16 protein-coding genes are annotated in these 18,155 nt (G+C 49.1%); 9 read left to right on the top strand and 7 right to left on the bottom strand.

Annotation, left to right across the window (positions count from 1 at the left end; all coding sequences use genetic code 11):
- Positions 1-15: 15 nt before the first annotated feature.
- Positions 16-1,203 carry an NAD(P)/FAD-dependent oxidoreductase gene (locus EKK48_15795; protein ID RTL40719.1) on the bottom strand — a complete coding sequence of 396 codons (1,188 nt, stop codon included), beginning with the start codon at positions 1,201-1,203 and terminating at the stop codon, positions 16-18.
- 87 nt (positions 1,204-1,290) lie between these two features.
- On the opposite strand from EKK48_15795, the gene EKK48_15790 reads away from it, so the two are divergent.
- Positions 1,291-2,991: an amidohydrolase gene (locus EKK48_15790; protein ID RTL40718.1), complete on the top strand. Its 1,701-nt coding sequence runs from the start codon at positions 1,291-1,293 to the stop codon at positions 2,989-2,991.
- Between the two features lie 9 nt (positions 2,992-3,000).
- Here EKK48_15790 and EKK48_15785 read toward each other — a convergent pair whose 3' ends face one another.
- Positions 3,001-4,575 (bottom strand): phospholipid carrier-dependent glycosyltransferase, encoded by a 1,575-nt coding sequence (locus EKK48_15785; protein ID RTL40717.1) that lies wholly within the window; start codon positions 4,573-4,575, stop codon positions 3,001-3,003.
- 237 nt (positions 4,576-4,812) lie between these two features.
- Here EKK48_15785 and EKK48_15780 point away from each other — a divergent pair, with 237 nt between their 5' ends.
- Both EKK48_15780 and EKK48_15775 read left to right on the top strand, forming a co-directional pair.
- The gene (locus EKK48_15780; GenBank protein ID RTL40716.1) at positions 4,813-5,211 is read left to right on the top strand and encodes a hypothetical protein; all 399 of its coding nucleotides are present in this window, start codon (positions 4,813-4,815) and stop codon (positions 5,209-5,211) included.
- A gap of 84 nt (positions 5,212-5,295) precedes the next feature.
- Positions 5,296-5,649, top strand: a complete 354-nt coding sequence (locus EKK48_15775) for a hypothetical protein (protein RTL40715.1) — start codon at positions 5,296-5,298, stop codon at positions 5,647-5,649.
- Between the two features lie 13 nt (positions 5,650-5,662).
- Here the strand turns inward: EKK48_15775 and EKK48_15770 are convergent, their stop codons facing one another.
- From EKK48_15770 to EKK48_15760, 3 genes are all read right to left on the bottom strand, one after another.
- Positions 5,663-6,466, bottom strand: a complete 804-nt coding sequence (locus EKK48_15770) for a hypothetical protein (GenBank protein ID RTL40714.1) — start codon at positions 6,464-6,466, stop codon at positions 5,663-5,665.
- A gap of 290 nt (positions 6,467-6,756) precedes the next feature.
- Positions 6,757-6,960: a hypothetical protein gene (locus tag EKK48_15765; protein ID RTL40713.1), complete on the bottom strand. Its 204-nt coding sequence runs from the start codon at positions 6,958-6,960 to the stop codon at positions 6,757-6,759.
- A 155-nt stretch (positions 6,961-7,115) separates the two neighbouring features.
- Positions 7,116-7,559 (bottom strand): nucleoside deaminase, encoded by a 444-nt coding sequence (locus EKK48_15760; GenBank protein ID RTL40821.1) that lies wholly within the window; start codon positions 7,557-7,559, stop codon positions 7,116-7,118.
- A gap of 147 nt (positions 7,560-7,706) precedes the next feature.
- Here EKK48_15760 and EKK48_15755 point away from each other — a divergent pair, with 147 nt between their 5' ends.
- The 5 genes from EKK48_15755 to EKK48_15735 all read left to right on the top strand — a co-directional run bounded on the left by EKK48_15755 (position 7,707) and on the right by EKK48_15735 (position 13,783).
- Positions 7,707-9,200: a nitrate reductase gene (locus EKK48_15755; protein ID RTL40712.1), complete on the top strand. Its 1,494-nt coding sequence runs from the start codon at positions 7,707-7,709 to the stop codon at positions 9,198-9,200.
- Positions 9,201-9,305: 105 nt separating this feature from the next.
- Entirely contained in the window at positions 9,306-10,022 is a 717-nt protein-coding gene (locus EKK48_15750; GenBank protein RTL40711.1) for a 1-acyl-sn-glycerol-3-phosphate acyltransferase, read from the top strand.
- Positions 10,023-10,081: 59 nt separating this feature from the next.
- On the top strand, positions 10,082-10,606 hold the full coding sequence (locus EKK48_15745) for a hypothetical protein (GenBank protein RTL40710.1): 525 nt from the start codon (positions 10,082-10,084) through the stop codon (positions 10,604-10,606).
- Between the two features lie 95 nt (positions 10,607-10,701).
- Positions 10,702-11,268 carry a tetratricopeptide repeat protein gene (locus tag EKK48_15740; protein RTL40709.1) on the top strand — a complete coding sequence of 189 codons (567 nt, stop codon included), beginning with the start codon at positions 10,702-10,704 and terminating at the stop codon, positions 11,266-11,268.
- Positions 11,269-11,281: 13 nt separating this feature from the next.
- Complete coding sequence (locus EKK48_15735) at positions 11,282-13,783, top strand: ATP-binding protein (GenBank protein ID RTL40708.1); 2,502 nt, start codon at positions 11,282-11,284, stop codon at positions 13,781-13,783.
- A gap of 12 nt (positions 13,784-13,795) precedes the next feature.
- On the opposite strand, the gene EKK48_15730 is transcribed toward EKK48_15735, so the two are convergent.
- Together EKK48_15730 and EKK48_15725 are read right to left on the bottom strand one after the other, a co-directional pair.
- Positions 13,796-15,085 carry a hypothetical protein gene (locus EKK48_15730; protein ID RTL40707.1) on the bottom strand — a complete coding sequence of 430 codons (1,290 nt, stop codon included), beginning with the start codon at positions 15,083-15,085 and terminating at the stop codon, positions 13,796-13,798.
- A 368-nt stretch (positions 15,086-15,453) separates the two neighbouring features.
- Positions 15,454-16,008, bottom strand: coding sequence for a tetratricopeptide repeat protein (locus EKK48_15725; GenBank protein RTL40706.1), 555 nt, complete (start codon positions 16,006-16,008; stop codon positions 15,454-15,456).
- 218 nt (positions 16,009-16,226) lie between these two features.
- Between EKK48_15725 and EKK48_15720 the strand changes: the two genes are divergently transcribed.
- Positions 16,227-17,981: a DUF2207 domain-containing protein gene (locus EKK48_15720; GenBank protein RTL40705.1), complete on the top strand. Its 1,755-nt coding sequence runs from the start codon at positions 16,227-16,229 to the stop codon at positions 17,979-17,981.
- The last annotated feature ends 174 nt before the right edge of the window (positions 17,982-18,155 follow it).

The raw sequence follows: 18,155 nt of genomic DNA, 5'->3' as shown, positions 1-18,155 counted from the left end.
CCAGCTGTTGCCCGGCTAACAATGCATTCCCGCTGCATAGCCGGAAGCCCAAGCCCATTGAAAATTATATCCGCCCAGTTGACCAGTAACGTCCACGACTTCGCCTATAAAGTAAAGTCCGGGGACTTTTTTCGACTCCATTGATTGTGAGGAAAGCTCTTGTGTGTCCACTCCGCCTCGCGTCACCTCAGCTTTTCTGTAACCCACAGTGCCCGCCGGGAAGAGCGACCAACTATGTAAATTTTGAGCCAGAGAATTGATTTGCTTCTCGTTTAGTTGATTAATCGGTCGATTCAAATTGATCATCTGAGTAAATTTTTCGGCAAATCGTTTTGGCAGCTTCTCACTGAGAACGTTTTTTACTTCTACTTTGTTGTTGTTGGAGTTTTTTATGCGGGTTAGCCATTTCTCTGCGTCGAATTGGGGCAGCAAATCTATTTTTATGGCATCTCCTTTGTGCCAGTAAAGCGATGCCTGCAAGCTCGCTGGTCCACTTAAGCCTGTATGGGTGAAGAGTATGTTTTCTCTAAAAGCAGCTTTATTGCAGGTTACTGTTGTGTCTAAGGAAATGCCAGGTAAGTCTTTGAAGTGCTCTGCGTCTGCTTTGCTGAAGTTAAAGCCATCTAAGGCCGGCGCTGTTTCTACAATCTTCAGACCGAACTGTCTGGCGATGTCATAACCAAATCCAGTGGCACCGATTTGTGGAATGGATAGTCCGCCCGTAGCCACAACTAGCGATTCGCACCGGAAATCTCCTTCACTTGTGGAAATGATAAATCTGTCTTTCTTTTCAATTGCAAATATTTTGCAATCCATTTGAAATCGTGCTCCGGCGTCGTCGCATTCCTCGACGAGCATGTCTACAATTTGCGAGGCTGAATCGTCGCAGAATAGCTGTCCCAGCTTCTTTTCGTGGAATCCTATTTTGTGCTTTTTGACCAGAGCAATAAAATCTTGAGGCGTAAATTTTGAAAGTGCGGATTTGCAGAAGTGGGGGTTTTTCGAAACAAAAGAGTCTGCGGTGGCACCGGTGTTGGTAAAGTTGCAGCGACCACCGCCGGATATGAGAATCTTCCTGCCGATTTTGGTGGAGTGATCTAGAAGAATCACTTTGCGTCCGCGACCTGCTGCTGTGCGAGCACACATCATTCCCGCACCGCCTGCGCCGATGATGACAACGTCAAAGTCTCTTTCCAACGCCATTTCAACAAACCTGTTAACGCAACAATCTTCGCATGTATTCTAGAATAATTCAGTCCACTCTCGATTTCATTCGTCGCGAGGTATGAAATGTACCGAAGCATTGCCAAGATGGCACTCGTGCTCAGCCTTCTCGGCTGTCTCCCTGCCTGTCTGGCGGATGGTCCTCATAATGCTGACCTGGTCGTAACAGGAGCCGACATATATACGGTTGACGGCGCGAGGAGCTGGGCGCATTCCATGGCTGTCAAAGACGGCAAGATCATTTTTGTCGGAGACGATCGGGCGGTGGGCGATTTTGTCGGACCGGGGACTGAACGGATTTCGCTTCATGGCGAAATGGTTCTACCGGGTTTTCATGACAGTCATGTTCACCCTATCGATAGCGGAATAGAACTTGCTCACTGCAGGCTTGATGACGCGGGATCGAGGGCTGAGGTGCTCGACATTATCAAGAAATACGTCAAAGATCACCGACAGTCGGCATGGATAACAGGCAGCGGTTGGAGCCTGCCATTGTTTCCTGATGCTTGTCCTACCAGGCAAGATCTAGATGCCTTAATTCCCGACCGGCCGGCCTATTTTGTCTCACAAGACGCTCATTCTGCATGGGTGAATTCAAAGGCTCTACAACTTGCACACATCACCAGCTCTACTCCGAATCCGCCTCTGGGAATAATCGAGCGAACCGCAGGGGGTGAACCGGCAGGAACCTTGCGTGAATCGGCAACTGAGCTGGTCAGCAGACTCGTTCCAAAACCCACGAGGGAAGAGCGGCAAGAGGGGCTGATGCGCGCTTTGAGAATGGCAAATAGTTTTGGAATCACATCGCTGCAAGATGCATGTGCAGATGAAGACTCTCTGAAAACTTACACTGAAGTGGCTAACTGGCGCCGTTTGACGGTGCGGCTGGTAGCTGCGCTGCATGTTGACCCGCAGCGTGGTCCTGAGCAGGTGAAAGATTTTGTTGTGCTGCGCGACAAATATTTGTCGCCATTTGTTCGTCCGACCTCGGCTAAAATATTTGCTGATGGTGTTGTTGAAACGCATACTGCCGCGCTTTCTTCACCGTATACCGACAAACATGACACTTCTGGATTGCTTAATTTCTCCACTGAGCGACTTAATAGCATCGTTCAAGAATTGGATAAGAACAACTTTCAGGTACATACACATGCTATAGGTGACGCGGCTGTACATCAGGCTCTAGATGCCTTGGAACTGGCCAGGTCTACGAACGGTCAAAATGACAATCGCCATCATGTCGCGCACCTCGAGCTGATACAGCCAGCTGATATTCCACGCTTTCGAAAGTTGAATGTGGTGGCGAATTTTCAACCATTCTGGGCCTATCGTGATGCGTACATAACTCAGTGTACTGAGCCCTTGCTGGGACCTGAACGCACCGGGCGTCTCTATCAAATTAATTCGATTATTAAGACTGGTGCTGTCGTCGCAGCCGGCAGTGACTGGTCTGTGACTACGATGAACCCGCTCGATGCCATCCAGGTTGCGGTTACCAGAAGGTCTTTGACTGACGCATCTGGGCCGTCTTTTAACCCCGAAGAGTGTGTTTCTTTGCCACAGATAATTGCCGCCTACACCATTGATGGTGCTTTCGTTAACCATCAGGAAAAAGAGACCGGTTCTATCGAAGTTGGAAAAGATGCCGATTTCCTGATTCTCGATAAAAATTTGTTCGAGATTGATCCATCGACGATACACAGTGTGCATGTACTGCGGACGTATTTCAAAGGTCAACCAGTCTACAAAAGCGATTCTGCAAAGTGACTGTCTAACTCATTGCTGTTTCTGCGCTCGTTTGAGATATGGAAACTTGTCTACGCTGTCGCTGATTTCGTATTTTGATGAGAGTTCAGTTGTGAGACGCTCCGACGGATTCAGCAAATACAAAATCTCGCTGTGAGCAGGGATTGTCTGAGGTTTGTCGGCACTTAAGAAAATGATTGGGCAGTCAGGATGAGTTTGAAAGCTCAAATCCAGTAGTTCAGTTGGATTTATGGTTTGCTCTTCGACAACCAACACAGCAGACGGCTCTTTGTTCAAGTGTTCCGCGACCGGCAAAGTAAAGCGTAAGTTTATTGCCTTGTCTGGCCAGATTTTGCAATTTAACATGTAATTATCGGAGAGTAGTTCGATTCCGAAAGTGAACGTGACGACGAGCAGAGCCAAACCTTTCAATAATCTAGTTTTCTTCCATAGAAACTCAATCAGGGCAGAAAAAAGAAAGAGTATACTCACGATGATTGCCGTCTGATATCTGAAAACTGCTGAACGAGCGCCTTCCGTCAGCACATCCTGTCCGGCAAAAACTACTAACCAAGTGACGATGACAGCGATGTGAATGTATTTAGTGTTTCGGAATGGTATTGCAGCTAGTGCGACCGCTGCCGTCTGCAGCATGGTAACAAGCAAGAGGGGGGCGGATAATTTTGCCGTCTTGAAGCCAAACAGAGCAAAAGCTTTGTATGGAATTGCCAGCCAGACGCTCAGTAACTCCGACTTTGTAATTGGTGCTTGCACCCAATCGTATGCTCGTTTGAAGTCGTTGGAATGTGCGGAGAGAAAAATGAGCCAGGGTGTGAATGTCAGACAGGCAACTGCAATTGAAATCGCGAATGGAAGCCAGACTGTCTTGCCACGCGGTTGCGTGATTGCGACATAAAGTATGTGGGCAGCAACGATAATTGTAGTGAAAAGCCAGCTGTAAAGTCCGATCGCTAGAGCTGCTGTATAGCCGATCCACATCGCCTTTTTGCCGGTTCTCAGGCCGGCTAGAAGTAGTGCACTCGACAGTGTCATCAGGAGTACGCCAAGTGAATAGTCGCGCGCTTCCTGTGCATAGTAGATGAGCAGAGGTGACAGGCTGGCAAATGCAGTTGTGAGCAGAGCTATTTGTTTTGATTGGTAAGTTTCCAGCGCTAACCAATAGAAGACCGGCAGAGTGAGGAGACTGATCAGTGCACAAGTTAATCGCATCGTCAGTGGTGTCGTGCCGAGAACACTGCAAAACGCCCACTCGATAAAGTAGAACAGTGGTGCGTGTCCAGGTTCGTCCTCGCCTAGAGAGTGGAGTATGGAACCGGCGCTCGTAGAATCATTGATGGTTCGATATTTTGTTAAATCGGAAATCTGACAGGGTTTGGTCGATAGTTCTGATTTCATCTCAGATGTCGTGCGACCAGATAGAACCAGCGCTGTGAATGACTCGTCGTGCCAGAATTCTTTGTCATCCAGTTTTTCGAAACGCATGAACGCGCCGGTGCCGATAAGCAAAAGCAGGATCGCTACAGCCAGCAATTCGATTGGCTTCTTTGGCGACGCATCTTCTGGCGATAAAACGTTTGGCGACACTATGTTTCTCTAGTAATTGCGCTCGTAAATACGAGAGAGCATTTGAATGTTAGCATCGTGCACCCGGGACGGGTGCGCTCCATGTGAGACGTTCGCTGATCCCTGGACGGGTGCGCTCCATGATATCGCAATTGATTGTCAACAATATTCGCCGGAGCATTCCTGCGGGAACTTTTCAGCAGCTCAGTTGGTCCCACATCAACGTATCGGCGGTATCTCATCACAGAGGAATTGAAAATGGTAGACGGAAAAGCAAAGTCTTTGTTTGTGGCGTGTGGGATGACGTTGTTGCTTTGCTCTTGCAGCGAACGGGCGCACGAAGTTGCAGAACAGAAGAAGGATATTGATGCTCAAAAAGACGAGCAGAAAGCATTGATCGATCAGAAGGCTAGTGAGCTGAAAGCCGCATCAGACGTAAAGCATGAAGCAACTGAGCAAGCGATTGACAACAAAAAGCAAGAGCTTGATCTGGCTAAGAAGAGCCTCGACGCCGCCAAGGCAAATGCGGATAAGACTCATGATCTGGAAAAGAAAGATTTAGATCGTCAGGTGAAAGCAGATAAGGCGGTCGTGGATGCCAATGCCAACGCGGCAAAGAAGAACATCGAAGAATCTGCGAAATCCGCAAGTCGATAGAATCGTTTTATTCGTTTCCTCTGTCCGCGGTACAATCATCGCAGCGAAATCACGCCGCGATTGGATTAACTGCAGAGGTCGAGTATGAGCGACGAAGTCACAACTTTGATTGGTAAACGGATCAGCAAAGCAACGAGTAGCTTGAAGAATTTTTCCATTCACTTCGAGGGAGAACACGGGCTTCAGATGGACTCTCACGAAGGTCCGCGAATTTCCGCAAAAGTTGTTCCTAACAACGACTTGCCTGTTCCGACCGAAGCAGTTTGTGCCGTGGACTGGAGCTGGATCTACAAGTCCCAGCTCAAATCCATAACAGTGCACGGTCCTGTGGTAAAGCTGGAATTGGATGGAATCGGACCACTTGTGGTCACGGCCGGAAGCTGGCAAGGCTCATCTTTTCTCGGTTTCCAGCCCTACAAACCGGCTGCTCGGGTTTGACCCGCGGGCGATTTCAATTAGGAACTAACGTAGCCAGTCCCTGCGACAACAAGAACTGATGGAAGAGTGACTTCAGGTCTCTGCCGTATTCCTCATTGATTACTGAGTACTTGTTCTGTCTGTGAATTGTCGCCTTGTTGCATGTGAGGCTTACGGGCGTGCCATCCGCATTGAATGCTTTGGTGGAAGATTCCATCGCTATCACGTCTTGGGCTGGATCGTAGGTATAGGTATTGATGCTTTCTTGCTGGTATGTTTCTTTGATATCGCCGCTCGGCTTGCGCACTTTCACCACGATCACCCTGGTTTTGACGCTGACTTTGTTTGTGGATTGGATTGACACGTCCTTTTCCAGGACCTGGTGATATTCAATAAGCCCCGACATGGTTGTGTCTGAGGTATAGGGAACGCCCACATAGTGCCAGATTTGACCAGTTCTGTCCGTTTGTTTGCCATAGCCAAACTTGCTTTTAGCCGTGAAGCTGTGCTGCTCTCTGTCTCGCCGCCCGGTTTTCAGGTCTTCCTGAAAAACAGTCGTCTCTTCTTTGATCGACCAGATACCAGCCAGCCAGTGAGGAATGCGGACCCAGGCGTTCGACATAGGTTTATCGGCGGTTTCGTCGTAGTGGATGCCTGGCTTGAGCATTTTATTGACTGACGGCATTTTTCGACTGTGTTCGATCTTTCCCTGCAAAGGCTCAGCTATTGAGGCTTTTGAGCAATTGAGCAGGAATGCTGCCAGAATTATCAGGCGCAAGATAAGCGTTCGATATGACATTTTTGAGTTCTCGCCGTCGTTCGAAACGGTATTTTTCATGGGATTTTTACGCACTACTTAGTAATTTCCCCAATCGACCATAGCAGATGAAAGGACTATTATCCTGGCACGGATGAAGAAACCCGATCAATATGACGGAGCCCACGATGAATACGCACCAGATTTTAAAGAACGACGAAGCAACGAATCGTACCGAATCCACAAACGTCGGTGAAAATCGAGACAAGGCAACCGAATCGCAAGAGAATGCGAACGCCCCGGTTTGCAAAAATGGTGTCTGCCTGGTTAGCTGGAAGCCTCAAAGACCGGCTGCAGCCTGAATCTCTCGCTCACACGCCTTTTGTGCGGCTTTTCTTTTCCGCTGCCGCTTCAGCTTTCTCTCTAAGCCTTCTTTCAAGTTGTTCAACAGTGAAAGGATAGGGGCACCAGCCGGCTCCGTTCACCGGGCAGGTCGCAAGAGCGGCACTGGCTTTCTTTGTTGACGCTTTTTTCTTTTGAGCTGCGGGTTTCTTTTCGATTGTAGGCGCTTTCATACAAGCTCTCCTTTATTCCCCTACTCTGTTCTACCACTAAATGCCCAATCCGACGAGTTTTTTAACCGATCGGTCGAGATGAAAGGTTGGGAATGCTTGTCCTGAGCGGGATAGCGAGTGTTGCGATCGTGAATCGATTGCGGGTTTTTAGCCGACTATTTCTTTGTCGGAATGCCTATATCCTCGTTCCAGATGTCTGGATAAGCCTTTGCGAAGTCGGCGAGCATCTGGAAACATTCATCTGAATCCATATCGATGACTTTCGTACCCATCGATTCCATCCATCCACCGGCACTTTTGAAGGTTCTGTTTTCACCGGCGACGACAATCGGAACTTTGAATTGCACTGCAGCACCCGCGCACATCGCGCATGGCATCAGGGTTGAGTACAAGACCGTGTCTGAATAATCGTTGATTCGCCCAGCATTTGCCAGACAATCAATCTCGGCATGTGCAGTAGGGTTATTGTGCTGGACTCGTCTGTTGTGACCGCGCCCGATCACTTTTCCGTCTCGTACCAGTACAGAACCAATTGGAATGCCGCCCTCGCTGAGGCCAAGTCTAGCCTCAGCAATTGCTTCTTTCAGAAAACGCTCCATTTCCTCTTTTGAGTGTGGATTGGACATTTGTAGTTTTGAGCCTCTTAATCGTGGCGGAACGGTGCCGCAGGTTATCAACAGTTCAATCACAAACTGTCGAGTAGTATTATGCCGTAGGATTCGTCGAACATGAACGGAAGAAACAGCATGGACGCAAATTTAGTCGAAGAGCATTCCGATGGACGCGTCGAACTGCGCGACGAAGGTATTATCAGTTCGAGCCCTCTCTATAATCATGATCTGGCACCAGTGGCGGTGGCTAAGAGAAACTGGAGCACATACAATTTTGCCGCGTTGTGGGTCGGCATGGCTGCCTGTATTCCCACGTACATGCTCTCTTCCGGCTTGATTGCCTCCGGTATGAACTGGTGGCAAGCGATCATCACGATTATGCTTGGCAATATCATTGTCTTGATTCCGATTCTGTTGAACTCGCATCCTGGCACCAAATACGGTATACCGTTTCCAGTTTTTGCAAGAGCCGCGTATGGCACGTATGGCTCTAATTTGCCGGCTTTGATGCGCGCCCTCGTCGCGTGCGGATGGTTTGGCATTCAGAGCTGGTTGGGCGGTAAAGCGCTGCACACTTTGTTTACTGCCTTATACAAAGACTGGCCGACGCTGCTTGGCGGTCCAACCTTGCTTGAACACTCCCTGACTGAATGGATCTCTTTCGCCATCTTCTGGTCACTGAACGTACTGGTTATTTACCGCGGCATGGACCTTTTGAAAAAGATAGAAGGGCTGGCTGCGCCGTTTGTTTTACTGATGTGCGGCTTGCTGGTTGTCTGGGCAGTCTCGAGTGCCCATGGCGTAGGAACGTTGCTTTCAGACCCGGGTAAGTTCAAAGATTTTCCTTCATTCATAGCCGTATTTATTCCATCTTTGACGGGAATGATTGGTTTCTGGGCGACACTTTCGCTCAATATGCCTGACTTCACCCGCTATGGTCGCAGTCAGAAAGAGCAAACCATCGGTCAAGTGGTGGCTTTGCCTGCAGCAATGACTCTGCTGTCGATGATGGGTGTGATTGTCACTTCCGCTGCTCAGGTGATTTATCCAAACACTTCCATCAAAGTTTTGTGGGACCCTATTTCGCTCATTTCACTCTTCACTGACCCGCTTACTGTCTTCATTGCTATGTTCACGGTCGCTGTCGCCACGCTTGCCATGAATATTGCCGCGAATGTGGTATCACCTGCCAATGATTTTTCAAATGCATTCCCGCGCTATATCGATTTCAGAACAGGTGGATTGATTACGGCTATTCTGGGTGTTCTTATGCAGCCGTGGAAGCTTATCGCCGATCCATCCGGTTACATCTTTCAATGGCTGGTCGGTTATTCCGGCGGTCTCGGTTCGATTGCCGGAGTTTTGATCATCGATTATTGGATAGTAAAGAAGAAGACCCTCGCTTTGCCTGACCTCTATCTGGTCGATGGCATATATAAGTATCGAGGTGGATCGAATCCAGCCGCTCTTGTGGCTACCCTGGTCGGTTGCGCTGCAGCGTGGGTCGGATGGTTCTATCCGCCGCTGAAAATACTTTTCGACTATGCCTGGTTCGTTGGTTTTGCAACATCTGCAATCATCTATCTGGCGCTCATGTCCAAATCGTCTCAGCCAGCTTCAAGTAAATAATCACCTTTGTAGAACCTGACACTCTTCGAACTGTTGATCGCAAGACCAGGGTGGTTATCTGCGGGCGTATGTTGTTTACAGCAACAGGAGTTCGAGGGTAAAGACATGAACCAGTTAGTGGACAGAAAAAGTTGGTGGAGCGTTGGCATTTTAAATGTGCTCAATAACATTTGTTTGAACGTTCATTTCAACAGTATCGAAATTTCGGGTCAAGAAAATCTCCCAGCCGATGGTCCCTATATTTTGATATCCAACCACTATTCTCGCTGGGATCCACCGCTTGTACAGAAAGTGCTGGAGCGCCGTCGGGCAATTTATATGGCTTCGCCAAATGAGATGAAAGGTTTGCAGGGTGCGATTATTCCTGGTATTGGAGCTTTTCCTGCCGTTGCCTCCCGCGCTGCTTACGATTTCATTCTCAATCAATTCCGCAAAAAAGAAGTGCTTGTCGTTTTTCCGGAAGGCAATGTTTTTCGCGACGGAACCACTCATCCTTTCAAGCCTGGTGTGGCACGCATCGCCTTGAATTGCCAGGCTACGGGCACCAATATTCCAGTTGTTCCCATGGCGATCAGATATGTTGAAAATGGTGACGATAGGTTTGCTCGAATTTCAATAGGGAAAGCGGTCGACGTCAGCGAATACGTTGAAGACTTCAAAGTCGATTCTACAGCCGCTATCAAAACTTTGAGTAACAGATTGCATCGAGAAGTCTGTCACCTGAAATTAGGTTTGGGACTGATGCACGATAGAGGCACAGTCTACGTCGGCAAACCAGTACGCGAATGGATTCCCCGAATTCAGGATCAGGTGAGCGCATAACGCGGAACTAAGTATTCCCTCTCGCGTCTGGAGATACAGTCACGGGAGAGGGAATACACATGGCGAACATGCGTAGGTGGATTTTGTGCGGCTTGATCTTGGGTTTTGGTGCGTCTCCGGCTATGGCCGAATGTGACACGAATGCGATGGTATCGCAGACGATGGTGATCAACGCGCCTGTCAAAGCCGTGTGGGAAGCAATGCGAACGCTGCGTCGTAGTGATCCCGCTCATCGCAAAATTTTGTCCAGCAAAGCCGGCGACTATGTCGTCGAGGAAAAGTTCGATGGTATACCCGTGATTGGGTCTGCTGTTTGCACGTATAAGGAGCATGAGACCCCGATGCAAAAGTTGCAGTATTCTCTGCTCAAGTCGGATAAGTTAAAAGCGTTTGATGGTGAATGGAATCTGAGACCAGCCGGTGACAACCAGACCGAGGTGAAACTCAGTTCGCGCACTGATGCAGGTATTTCTATTCCTTTTGCAGGAACAATCACAAGAAGTAGAACTGCAAAATCAATCACCAGAAGATTGGAAGAAGTGCGAGAAATTGCCACCAGACCTCAAGTGGCATCGAAACAGTAAAGATTCAAGGTTGAGCACGGTAACCGCAGTTAAGATCGAGCCAGAGATGCTCGTAACCGGGTAAAATATGACTTCACGTCTCCTGGAAACTGTTGATGAAAAGTTCTGCTCTGCTTGAAATTACTTTGCTGGTAATCGTCTGTGCCTCAATCGCCGGTTGTACGCCGAAAGAGAGCAGTTTGAAACTCGATCCAAAAGAGATCGCAGCCGAGCATGCCAGGGACTGGGATCAGAAAAATAAAGCCGGGCTTGCGGCTTTGACAAGCGGAGATCTGGATGCTGCCGAGAAAAACCTCGTCGCCGGTCTCAAAGAGGCGGAGGAATGTGGTCCCGAAGATGTTCGTGTGGCAGTCAGTTTGAACAATCTTGCCTCTTTGTACGAAAAGAAGAAGATGTATACGCAATGTGCCGGTTATTTGCAAAAGGCGCGCAAAATTTTTCGCAAAGCATACGGCGACATGAATGAAAGCATTCCAGTTACTGAGCGCAACGAAGCACGAATTTTGACGAAACAAGGTAAATGGGCTGAGTCGTTGCCTCTTTATGCGGAGGCGATTCGCTACATGGAGATGCTGAAGTCAAAAGATATCGACGACGTCAAAAAAGAGTATGAAGAGGCAAAGAAGCAGTCACTAGTTAAGGCTAAGCCCGAGAAATCTTAGTGAGGTATGCTCTGTGACTGTGGCGCTGAGTCAGGATTTTGAGAAACTGGGACTCTTCTATCTTGGTCGTCGATACGACCTAGGAGCCGAGAAAACAACAGACGAGCTGGTTTTGTATGACTGTCGCGATTTGCTGACCCACGCTGTATGCATTGGCATGACTGGTAGCGGCAAAACAGGTCTCTGCCTTGATCTCGTTGAAGAGGCGGCAATCGACAATATTCCTGTGATCGCCATCGATCCCAAAGGTGATTTATCGAATCTGTTGTTGACCTTTCCCAATCTGAGTGTTGAGGAGTTTGAGCCCTGGGTCAATGCTGATGAAGCGAGGCAGAAAAATCTCACTCCCGGGCAATTTGCCGAGCAGCAAGCAATGGCTTGGAAAACTGGTCTGGCGGAATGGGGGCAGAGTGCAGAGCGGATCAAGCTGCTTAAGTCATCCGCTGATTTCAAGATTTATACGCCGGGAAGTACTGCCGGAATTCCGATTTCGATTTTGCAGTCACTTTCATCTCCGCCTCGAGAAGTCATCGAAGATAGTGAAGCAATGCGAGATCGTGTCGTTACTACTGCCAATTGTTTGTTGGCTTTGCTGGGCGGTAACGTCGATCCGTTGAAGAGTCGAGAGCATATCTTGCTTTCGAATATTCTGGACCGAGCCTGGCGCAAGGGTGATGATCTGACTTTGCCCGAAATCATTTTGCAAATTCAGAAACCGCCGATGACGCAAGTTGGTGCTATAGACATCGAGTCGTTTTTTCCTTCTAAAGACCGGTTCGAATTGGCTATGACGATCAATAATCTGTTAGCGGCGCCGGGCTTCGATGCCTGGCTTTCTGGAGAACCGCTCGACATAAGTAAGTTGCTGCACTCTGAGAGCGGTAAACCGCAGGTGAGCATCTTTTCGATCGCTCATTTGAGTGACACGGAACGCATGTTTTTTGTCTCCCTCCTGCTCGGTCAGATGGTTTCCTGGATGCGTTCTCAATCTGGCACAAGCAGCCTGCGCGCTATCTTGTACATGGATGAGATCTTTGGTTATTTCCCTCCTGTCGCCAATCCTCCATCGAAGCAGCCACTTTTGACTTTGCTTAAGCAAGCTCGTGCATACGGTTTGGGTTTGATACTGGCTACACAAAACCCGGTTGACCTTGATTACAAAGGTCTGGCAAATACAGGCACCTGGTTTATTGGCAGACTGCAGACGGAGCGCGATAAGATGCGCGTTTTGGAAGGTCTTGAGGGTGCAACGGCAGAAACCGGTGGCAAATTCGATCGACAGGAAATGGAAAAGATTTTGTCCGGGCTTGGTCGGCGAGTTTTCTTGATGAATAATGTGCATGAGAGTCGCCCTGAAATTTTCCAAACTCGTTGGACTTTGTCTTATTTGCGTGGACCGCTGATGAAGGCGCAAATCAAGGCGTTGATGGCTGGTAAACAAGCTCGGCTTCCAGACGGGAGCGGAGGTGTGGATGCAGTGACAAATCGATCCGTTGCAATGAATTCGCCGTCCGTCGCAACGAATCAATCGACCGGAGCGAATCCGCAGTCCGTCGCGCCCAATCAACCGACCGGGCTGAATCAATCGGCTATCCGGCCCGCTTTACCTCCTGCCGTTAAACAGTATTTTTTGCCTTCCAAGCAAAGCATTTTGTCTGATGCATCGGTCGTATACAAGCCATTTCTGTATGCCTCGGCAACAATTCGGTTTACAGATTCGAAAACGCAGCTTGATGAAACTGTTTCGAAAGCCTTCATCGCCAATGTCACCGGTGATGGTGCTACCTTCAATTGGAGTGATGCACAGGCTGTGAAGTATACAATCGAGAAGTTCAATTCCGAGCCGGAACCTGGCGCGAGTTTTGTTGAACCTCCCAGTGCTCTCTGTCAAGAAGTCAATTACAAAAATTGGTCTAAATCGTTTGCCGTCTGGCTGAGTCAATCCCAAAAGTATCAGTTGCTGTGTTGTCCGGGGTTGCAAATGTACTCGCTGCCAAATGAGCAGCCAGGAGCGTTTAGTGTTCGAGTGCAGCAGAAGTTGAACGAACTGCGAGATCAGCTGAAGGAGAAGTTGAGAACTAAATATGCTCCCAAACTGAATGCTCTGGAGGAGCGGATGCGAATCGCTCAGCAACGTTCAGAGCGGCAAGCGCAAGAATCACGGGATGAACAACTGCATTCGATGATATCAGTTGGTGCCACTATTTTTGGTGCTATGGTTTCACGTCGACCGCTTGGAAGCGGCACCATTAACAAGGCGACGACGGCCGCAAGGAGAGTGAGTCGCGCCTCCCAAAAACAAGCAGATTCGGAACGAGCACTTGAATCTTTGCAGAGCTTGAGAGAGCAGTTCGAAGACATGCAAAGTCAGTTCGATGGCGAAGTGAATCGGCTCAATCAAGAGATGCAGTCGCATCTCGATTCAATCAAGTCGACTTCCATTGCGCCCAAGAAAACTAATATTCAGGTCAACTCGGTTGTTTTGCTCTGGGTGCCAACTAACCGGCTTGCTTAGTTAGACTTTGATTTACCAGATCGAAGCGGTTGGGTTGAATTCAGGCGTCGGTGGAGGGGTGTATGTTATTGGAGTGTCACCAAGCAAGATTGGAAGCGCGTCTTCATTTTCTTTGCGTTGTTGCTCTTCCAGCCAGCCCATTTTGCTAAGAACCACAACTAACTCAGTGCCGCTCCATATGCAGTGGTGCATGGCTACGATTGCTTCTTCGGCAGTAAGCAGATTCTCTCCCATGAGAAGAAGACAGCGGGTGGCAACATTCAACGCTTCCTCTTTGATCATGTTGTATTGCAGCAAAACTTTGTTGAATGGAATGCGACTGGCATAGCTGATTGCTAAAGCTTTTTCTGTATCTTCCTGAGGCACCAACCCTGATAGATAGAGGACCTCAGCTAATCCTACCGCCTGCACCGGATTGACTTCAGGTTCGGCGATGCTGGCAATGGCATGAGGAATGTCGACACCCTGGAGATATAGTCTCAGCACCTGCACGGCTTGTGAGACTGAGAGCGAGTGTTTGTGCACCATCTCTTGTAGTTTTAGTGAAGTCTCTAGTGTATCGCTGTTGATAAAACCAAATTGCATCAGGACCTGGCCTATTTGAGTGCCTTCGTTGAGTCCTATTTCCACGGCTGCCAGAAGGTCTGGCTCGGTGACTATTTCGGCGAGTACGAAGAGCTCTCCCAGCCTTATCGTCTGGCGCTTGTTGCCTGAGTCTACTCCGGCTGCAGTCAAGCAGCTTTCCAGAGATGTATGTGTTTTCCTGGCGTTTTTCAATGCAGCCACTGCTGTTTTGCGGTCGATAACTCCATCGCGCAGTAGCACCTGAGCATTAAGTGCTGCTTCGACTGTGTGTTCCTTGAGGATGTTCTTCAGCACGAGGATACGCCCAAGCGGTAAATTGAGATGTTGACTGGTTTTCAGAGATTCCACCAGGCAATCATTAGTAATCAGCCCGGCGAGCACGAGTAAGTCGCCCAGCTTGTTGGTTTCAAATTCTCGTCCTGGCAATGAGCCTAAGCATTCGAGCGCCCGTTCCAGATCGATGCGATAGCTTGCCACCATACCAATTGCTTTGGTAGCCACTTCCATCGTTATGAGCCGATCGCGCACGAGTGATTGAGCTTGTAGCGCCGCATGAACGGTTTCGCTTGTCACCAGCCCGAGCATGACGAGCACTCTTCCTACAGGCAACCCTGTTTTGCTCGCTACCTGTACTGCGTTAGTAAGATCGTGAATTTGAATAAGTTTGGCGCCCCTTAAAAGGTCGCCAATTAGCATGCTGCTTCCCAAAGTATTCATAAGATTGACCCTTTTTGGCACACTGAAGCCCGGCACAAGTGCGGCCTGGCATAGACATGAGCGCACCGGTCGCCAGTTTGATCTGACGGCTGCAACTCAATTTTTGCCGCGAAGTGCGACGCGAATTGTTTTCGCTTTTCGGACGTAGTAACAGTCACATGAGGCGGAGAGCCCTCCGCACCAATATCATGCACCCAATTGTTCAGGCTTGCAGCTAAAACCGACTATATAGAACATAGGAAAACACATATAAATTGCCGAAAAACAGGCGACTGTTCAGCTGCCAGGAGTAATAAGGCGAGGATTATGCTACTTATCAGTCGCCCGATTTTGTGATGCGCCTTCAGTTTGTCAGACTCGCGCCCGTACTAAAGCTCATTGAGCGCATCGCGCATTGCTTTTGCTGCCGTGTCTGTGGGATCAGACTGCAGTGCCCGTTCGACGCACTTGCGAGCACCGTCCAGGTCTAACTCCAGTCCTTTCGCGGTCGCCATGTGCAACCAGCCATTGACATAGTCGGGATTTATTTCGAGAGCTTGTTCCAGTAAATCTTTGGCCTTTGGAATCTGCCCGTCATGAAGGCATAGCACGGCCAGATTACCGTATGGCCACTCGAAATCCGGAAATTGGGCGATCAATTCCTCGAATGTATTGCGAGCGGCGTCAACGTCACCGGTTGCCATCAAGTTGAATCCCTCGATATTCTTTTGCTCGGCCAGCAGTGGCACGGGATAGCGGGGAATCTTAGTACGCAAGAAAATCTTTGCTGAGGCGGTGGTCGCAGCGTCTGACGTATCTTCAAGTGCGAAATTGAGCGCGTCGCGAGCCTGTTCCGTCCAACCCATTGATTTATATTGGACGCCAAGTTTGTAATATTCTTGAGCTGAAAGTCCCTCAGGAACTTCGCGCGGCGGTAATTCCATTAATGCCTCGTATAAAGCTTTGGCTATAGTTTCAGTATAAAACTGGCGTCCAATTATTCCAACGATTTCGAGGCTTTTCGATGCAAAATTTTCCAAAAGCGGAGGATTTTTTTGCCAAGCCGGGATTGGGACGGGTGATTTGAATCCAATATGTGTATTCTTATCTAGGTCGAGTTCGAATTTTGCCTGAGCGCCGCAGATTAAAGCGGGTATTCAAGATGAAAGTCTTCCCTTTCGTATTTTCAATAGCACTGTATGTGGTACTAGGCTCGTCGGCTCCCGCATTTGCCGATGTGGTGCAGGACTTCAGTTCCGACATTGTCATTGAGGAAGATTCTTCCGTCGAGATCACGGAAGCTATCACAGTCGATTTCGAAAATAATCAGCGCCACGGAATATATCGACACATCCCCGTCATCTACCAGCGGCACGGCTCAACGTATTCTTTGCCCTTAAAGGTGGAGAGTGTGGTAAGCGATTCCGGATTATCTGCGAATTATATTTTCAGTCATCAGGGTAATGAAGTGATGATCAAGATCGGCGACGCCGATCGCACCGTCAGTGGTGTGCACTTCTATCAAATCAAATACAGAGTAGAGCGGGCGCTTAATTTCTTCAATCAAGACAAACAGCCTGAGTTCTACTGGAATGTCACAGGGGATCAGTGGCCTTATCCGATCGCTCACGCCAGTGCAAATGTGCGCGTGCCAAAGACTGTCAAACCGGAAGAGATTCGCGTTACTTCCTTTTATGGACCACCTGGCAGTACAACTAATGCAATTAGTTCCGTGAGCGGCGATGTTGCTCGCTTCGCTAGCCCGGCACCACTGCAAGCTGGAGAAGGCTTGACTATCGTTGTTGGTCTGCCTGCCGGGTCGGTGACGCCACCGCCCTTGTGGAAAGAGATCCTGCAATATCTCAAAGAGCGCTGGCCGGCCTGGGTTTTGCCGCTTGGCACTTTGAGCGTGATGTCGTTGCTGTGGTGGTATTCAGGTCGAGATGTAGATGGTGATCTGCCCATCGCAGTCGAGTGGACGCCTCCGAAAGACCTGTCACCGGCGGAGGTCGGCACTCTTGTTGATGAATCTTGTGACATGGAAGACATAGTTTCGACACTGGTCGATCTGGCTGTGCGTGGTCATTTGAAGATCGTTCAGCAGAAGGGGTCGGGGTTGCTGTTCTTCGCCAAGAAAGATTACCTGTTCGTCAAGCTCGATCCACCTGCTGGTGAGAGCCTCTCACCTCACGAACTATCGTTCTTGCAGGGCTTGTTCAATTACGATTTACATGCAAATGCAACTAATACCTTGAGCAATTTGCAAGCAAAATTTTATGCGTTTTTGCCAGGCATAAAGAAATCTATTTACGACTCGCTGACAACCAAAGGACTGTTTCTGGCCAATCCCGATCTTGTTCGCACGAACTATTACGCCATGGCAGTCCTCCTCCTCTTCGCCGGCGTATATTTGCTGATCTATGCGGCTGTTTGGGGTATCGGGGTACTGTCATCAGCCGGCATTATTTTTCTTTTTGCCAGAGCGATGCCGGCGCGTTCCGCTGCTGGTTCCAGGGCGAAGCGAGAGTGTCTCGGTTTTGCACGCTTTGTGCGTATGGCGGAAAAAGAAAGAATTAGAGTGCTGGCCAAAGATGATCCGACTATTTTCGGGCGACTTTTGCCTTACGCCATGGTGCTCGGTGCTGCCGACCAGTGGGCTACTGCCTTCGAGGGGCTGTTGACGACCCCTCCCGACTGGTATCAGCCCATGGGGTATGGACCGAACAGCATTTTTTCCGTCACTGACTTTGTCGATGACCTGGGCTATGGAATGAATACCATGCGCAGCACGTTTGCTTCGATGCCAGTGCAGACAAGCAGCTCGAGCAGTGGAAGTTCCGCCTCCTCAGGAGGCAGCGGCTTCTCGGGTGGCTACAGTGGTGGCGGATTTGGTGGTGGTGGCGGCGGGTCCTGGTAAGCATTCAGGTCTATTGACCGAAGCTCGACCTGATGGTTTAACCTGCGCCGTACTTGAAAACGTTCGTCTGCCTGAGAGCCCTGAAAAACCGGTCTAAAGCCAGAATTGCAAGACAAAAAGAAACCTTCAAGGTTAGGGTTCGAGCATCAAAGTGGTAGAAATGAGATTATGATG

The sequence above is a fragment of the Candidatus Melainabacteria bacterium genome, assembly GCA_003963305.1.
In the GTDB taxonomy this organism is placed as follows: domain Bacteria; phylum Cyanobacteriota; class Vampirovibrionia; order Obscuribacterales; family Obscuribacteraceae; genus PALSA-1081.
Note: the sequence above shows the minus strand (reverse complement) of the source record. Positions and strands in the feature narration are given on the sequence as shown.

What these genes read in the sequence shown, in the direction of transcription:
- EKK48_15745 (RTL40710.1), top strand. Translation starts at nt 10,082, where the DNA reads ATGGCGAACATGCGTAGGTGGATTTTGTGCGGCTTGATCTTGGGTTTT.
- EKK48_15725 (RTL40706.1), bottom strand. Translation starts at nt 16,008, where the DNA reads ATGGAATTACCGCCGCGCGAAGTTCCTGAGGGACTTTCAGCTCAAGAA.
- EKK48_15740 (RTL40709.1), top strand. Translation starts at nt 10,702, where the DNA reads ATGAAAAGTTCTGCTCTGCTTGAAATTACTTTGCTGGTAATCGTCTGT.
- EKK48_15770 (RTL40714.1), bottom strand. Translation starts at nt 6,466, where the DNA reads ATGAAAAATACCGTTTCGAACGACGGCGAGAACTCAAAAATGTCATAT.
- EKK48_15795 (RTL40719.1), bottom strand. Translation starts at nt 1,203, where the DNA reads ATGGCGTTGGAAAGAGACTTTGACGTTGTCATCATCGGCGCAGGCGGT.
- EKK48_15790 (RTL40718.1), top strand. Translation starts at nt 1,291, where the DNA reads ATGTACCGAAGCATTGCCAAGATGGCACTCGTGCTCAGCCTTCTCGGC.
- EKK48_15775 (RTL40715.1), top strand. Translation starts at nt 5,296, where the DNA reads ATGAGCGACGAAGTCACAACTTTGATTGGTAAACGGATCAGCAAAGCA.
- EKK48_15750 (RTL40711.1), top strand. Translation starts at nt 9,306, where the DNA reads ATGAACCAGTTAGTGGACAGAAAAAGTTGGTGGAGCGTTGGCATTTTA.
- EKK48_15780 (RTL40716.1), top strand. Translation starts at nt 4,813, where the DNA reads ATGGTAGACGGAAAAGCAAAGTCTTTGTTTGTGGCGTGTGGGATGACG.
- EKK48_15730 (RTL40707.1), bottom strand. Translation starts at nt 15,085, where the DNA reads ATGAATACTTTGGGAAGCAGCATGCTAATTGGCGACCTTTTAAGGGGC.
- EKK48_15765 (RTL40713.1), bottom strand. Translation starts at nt 6,960, where the DNA reads ATGAAAGCGCCTACAATCGAAAAGAAACCCGCAGCTCAAAAGAAAAAA.
- EKK48_15720 (RTL40705.1), top strand. Translation starts at nt 16,227, where the DNA reads ATGAAAGTCTTCCCTTTCGTATTTTCAATAGCACTGTATGTGGTACTA.
- EKK48_15755 (RTL40712.1), top strand. Translation starts at nt 7,707, where the DNA reads ATGGACGCAAATTTAGTCGAAGAGCATTCCGATGGACGCGTCGAACTG.
- EKK48_15760 (RTL40821.1), bottom strand. Translation starts at nt 7,559, where the DNA reads ATGGAGCGTTTTCTGAAAGAAGCAATTGCTGAGGCTAGACTTGGCCTC.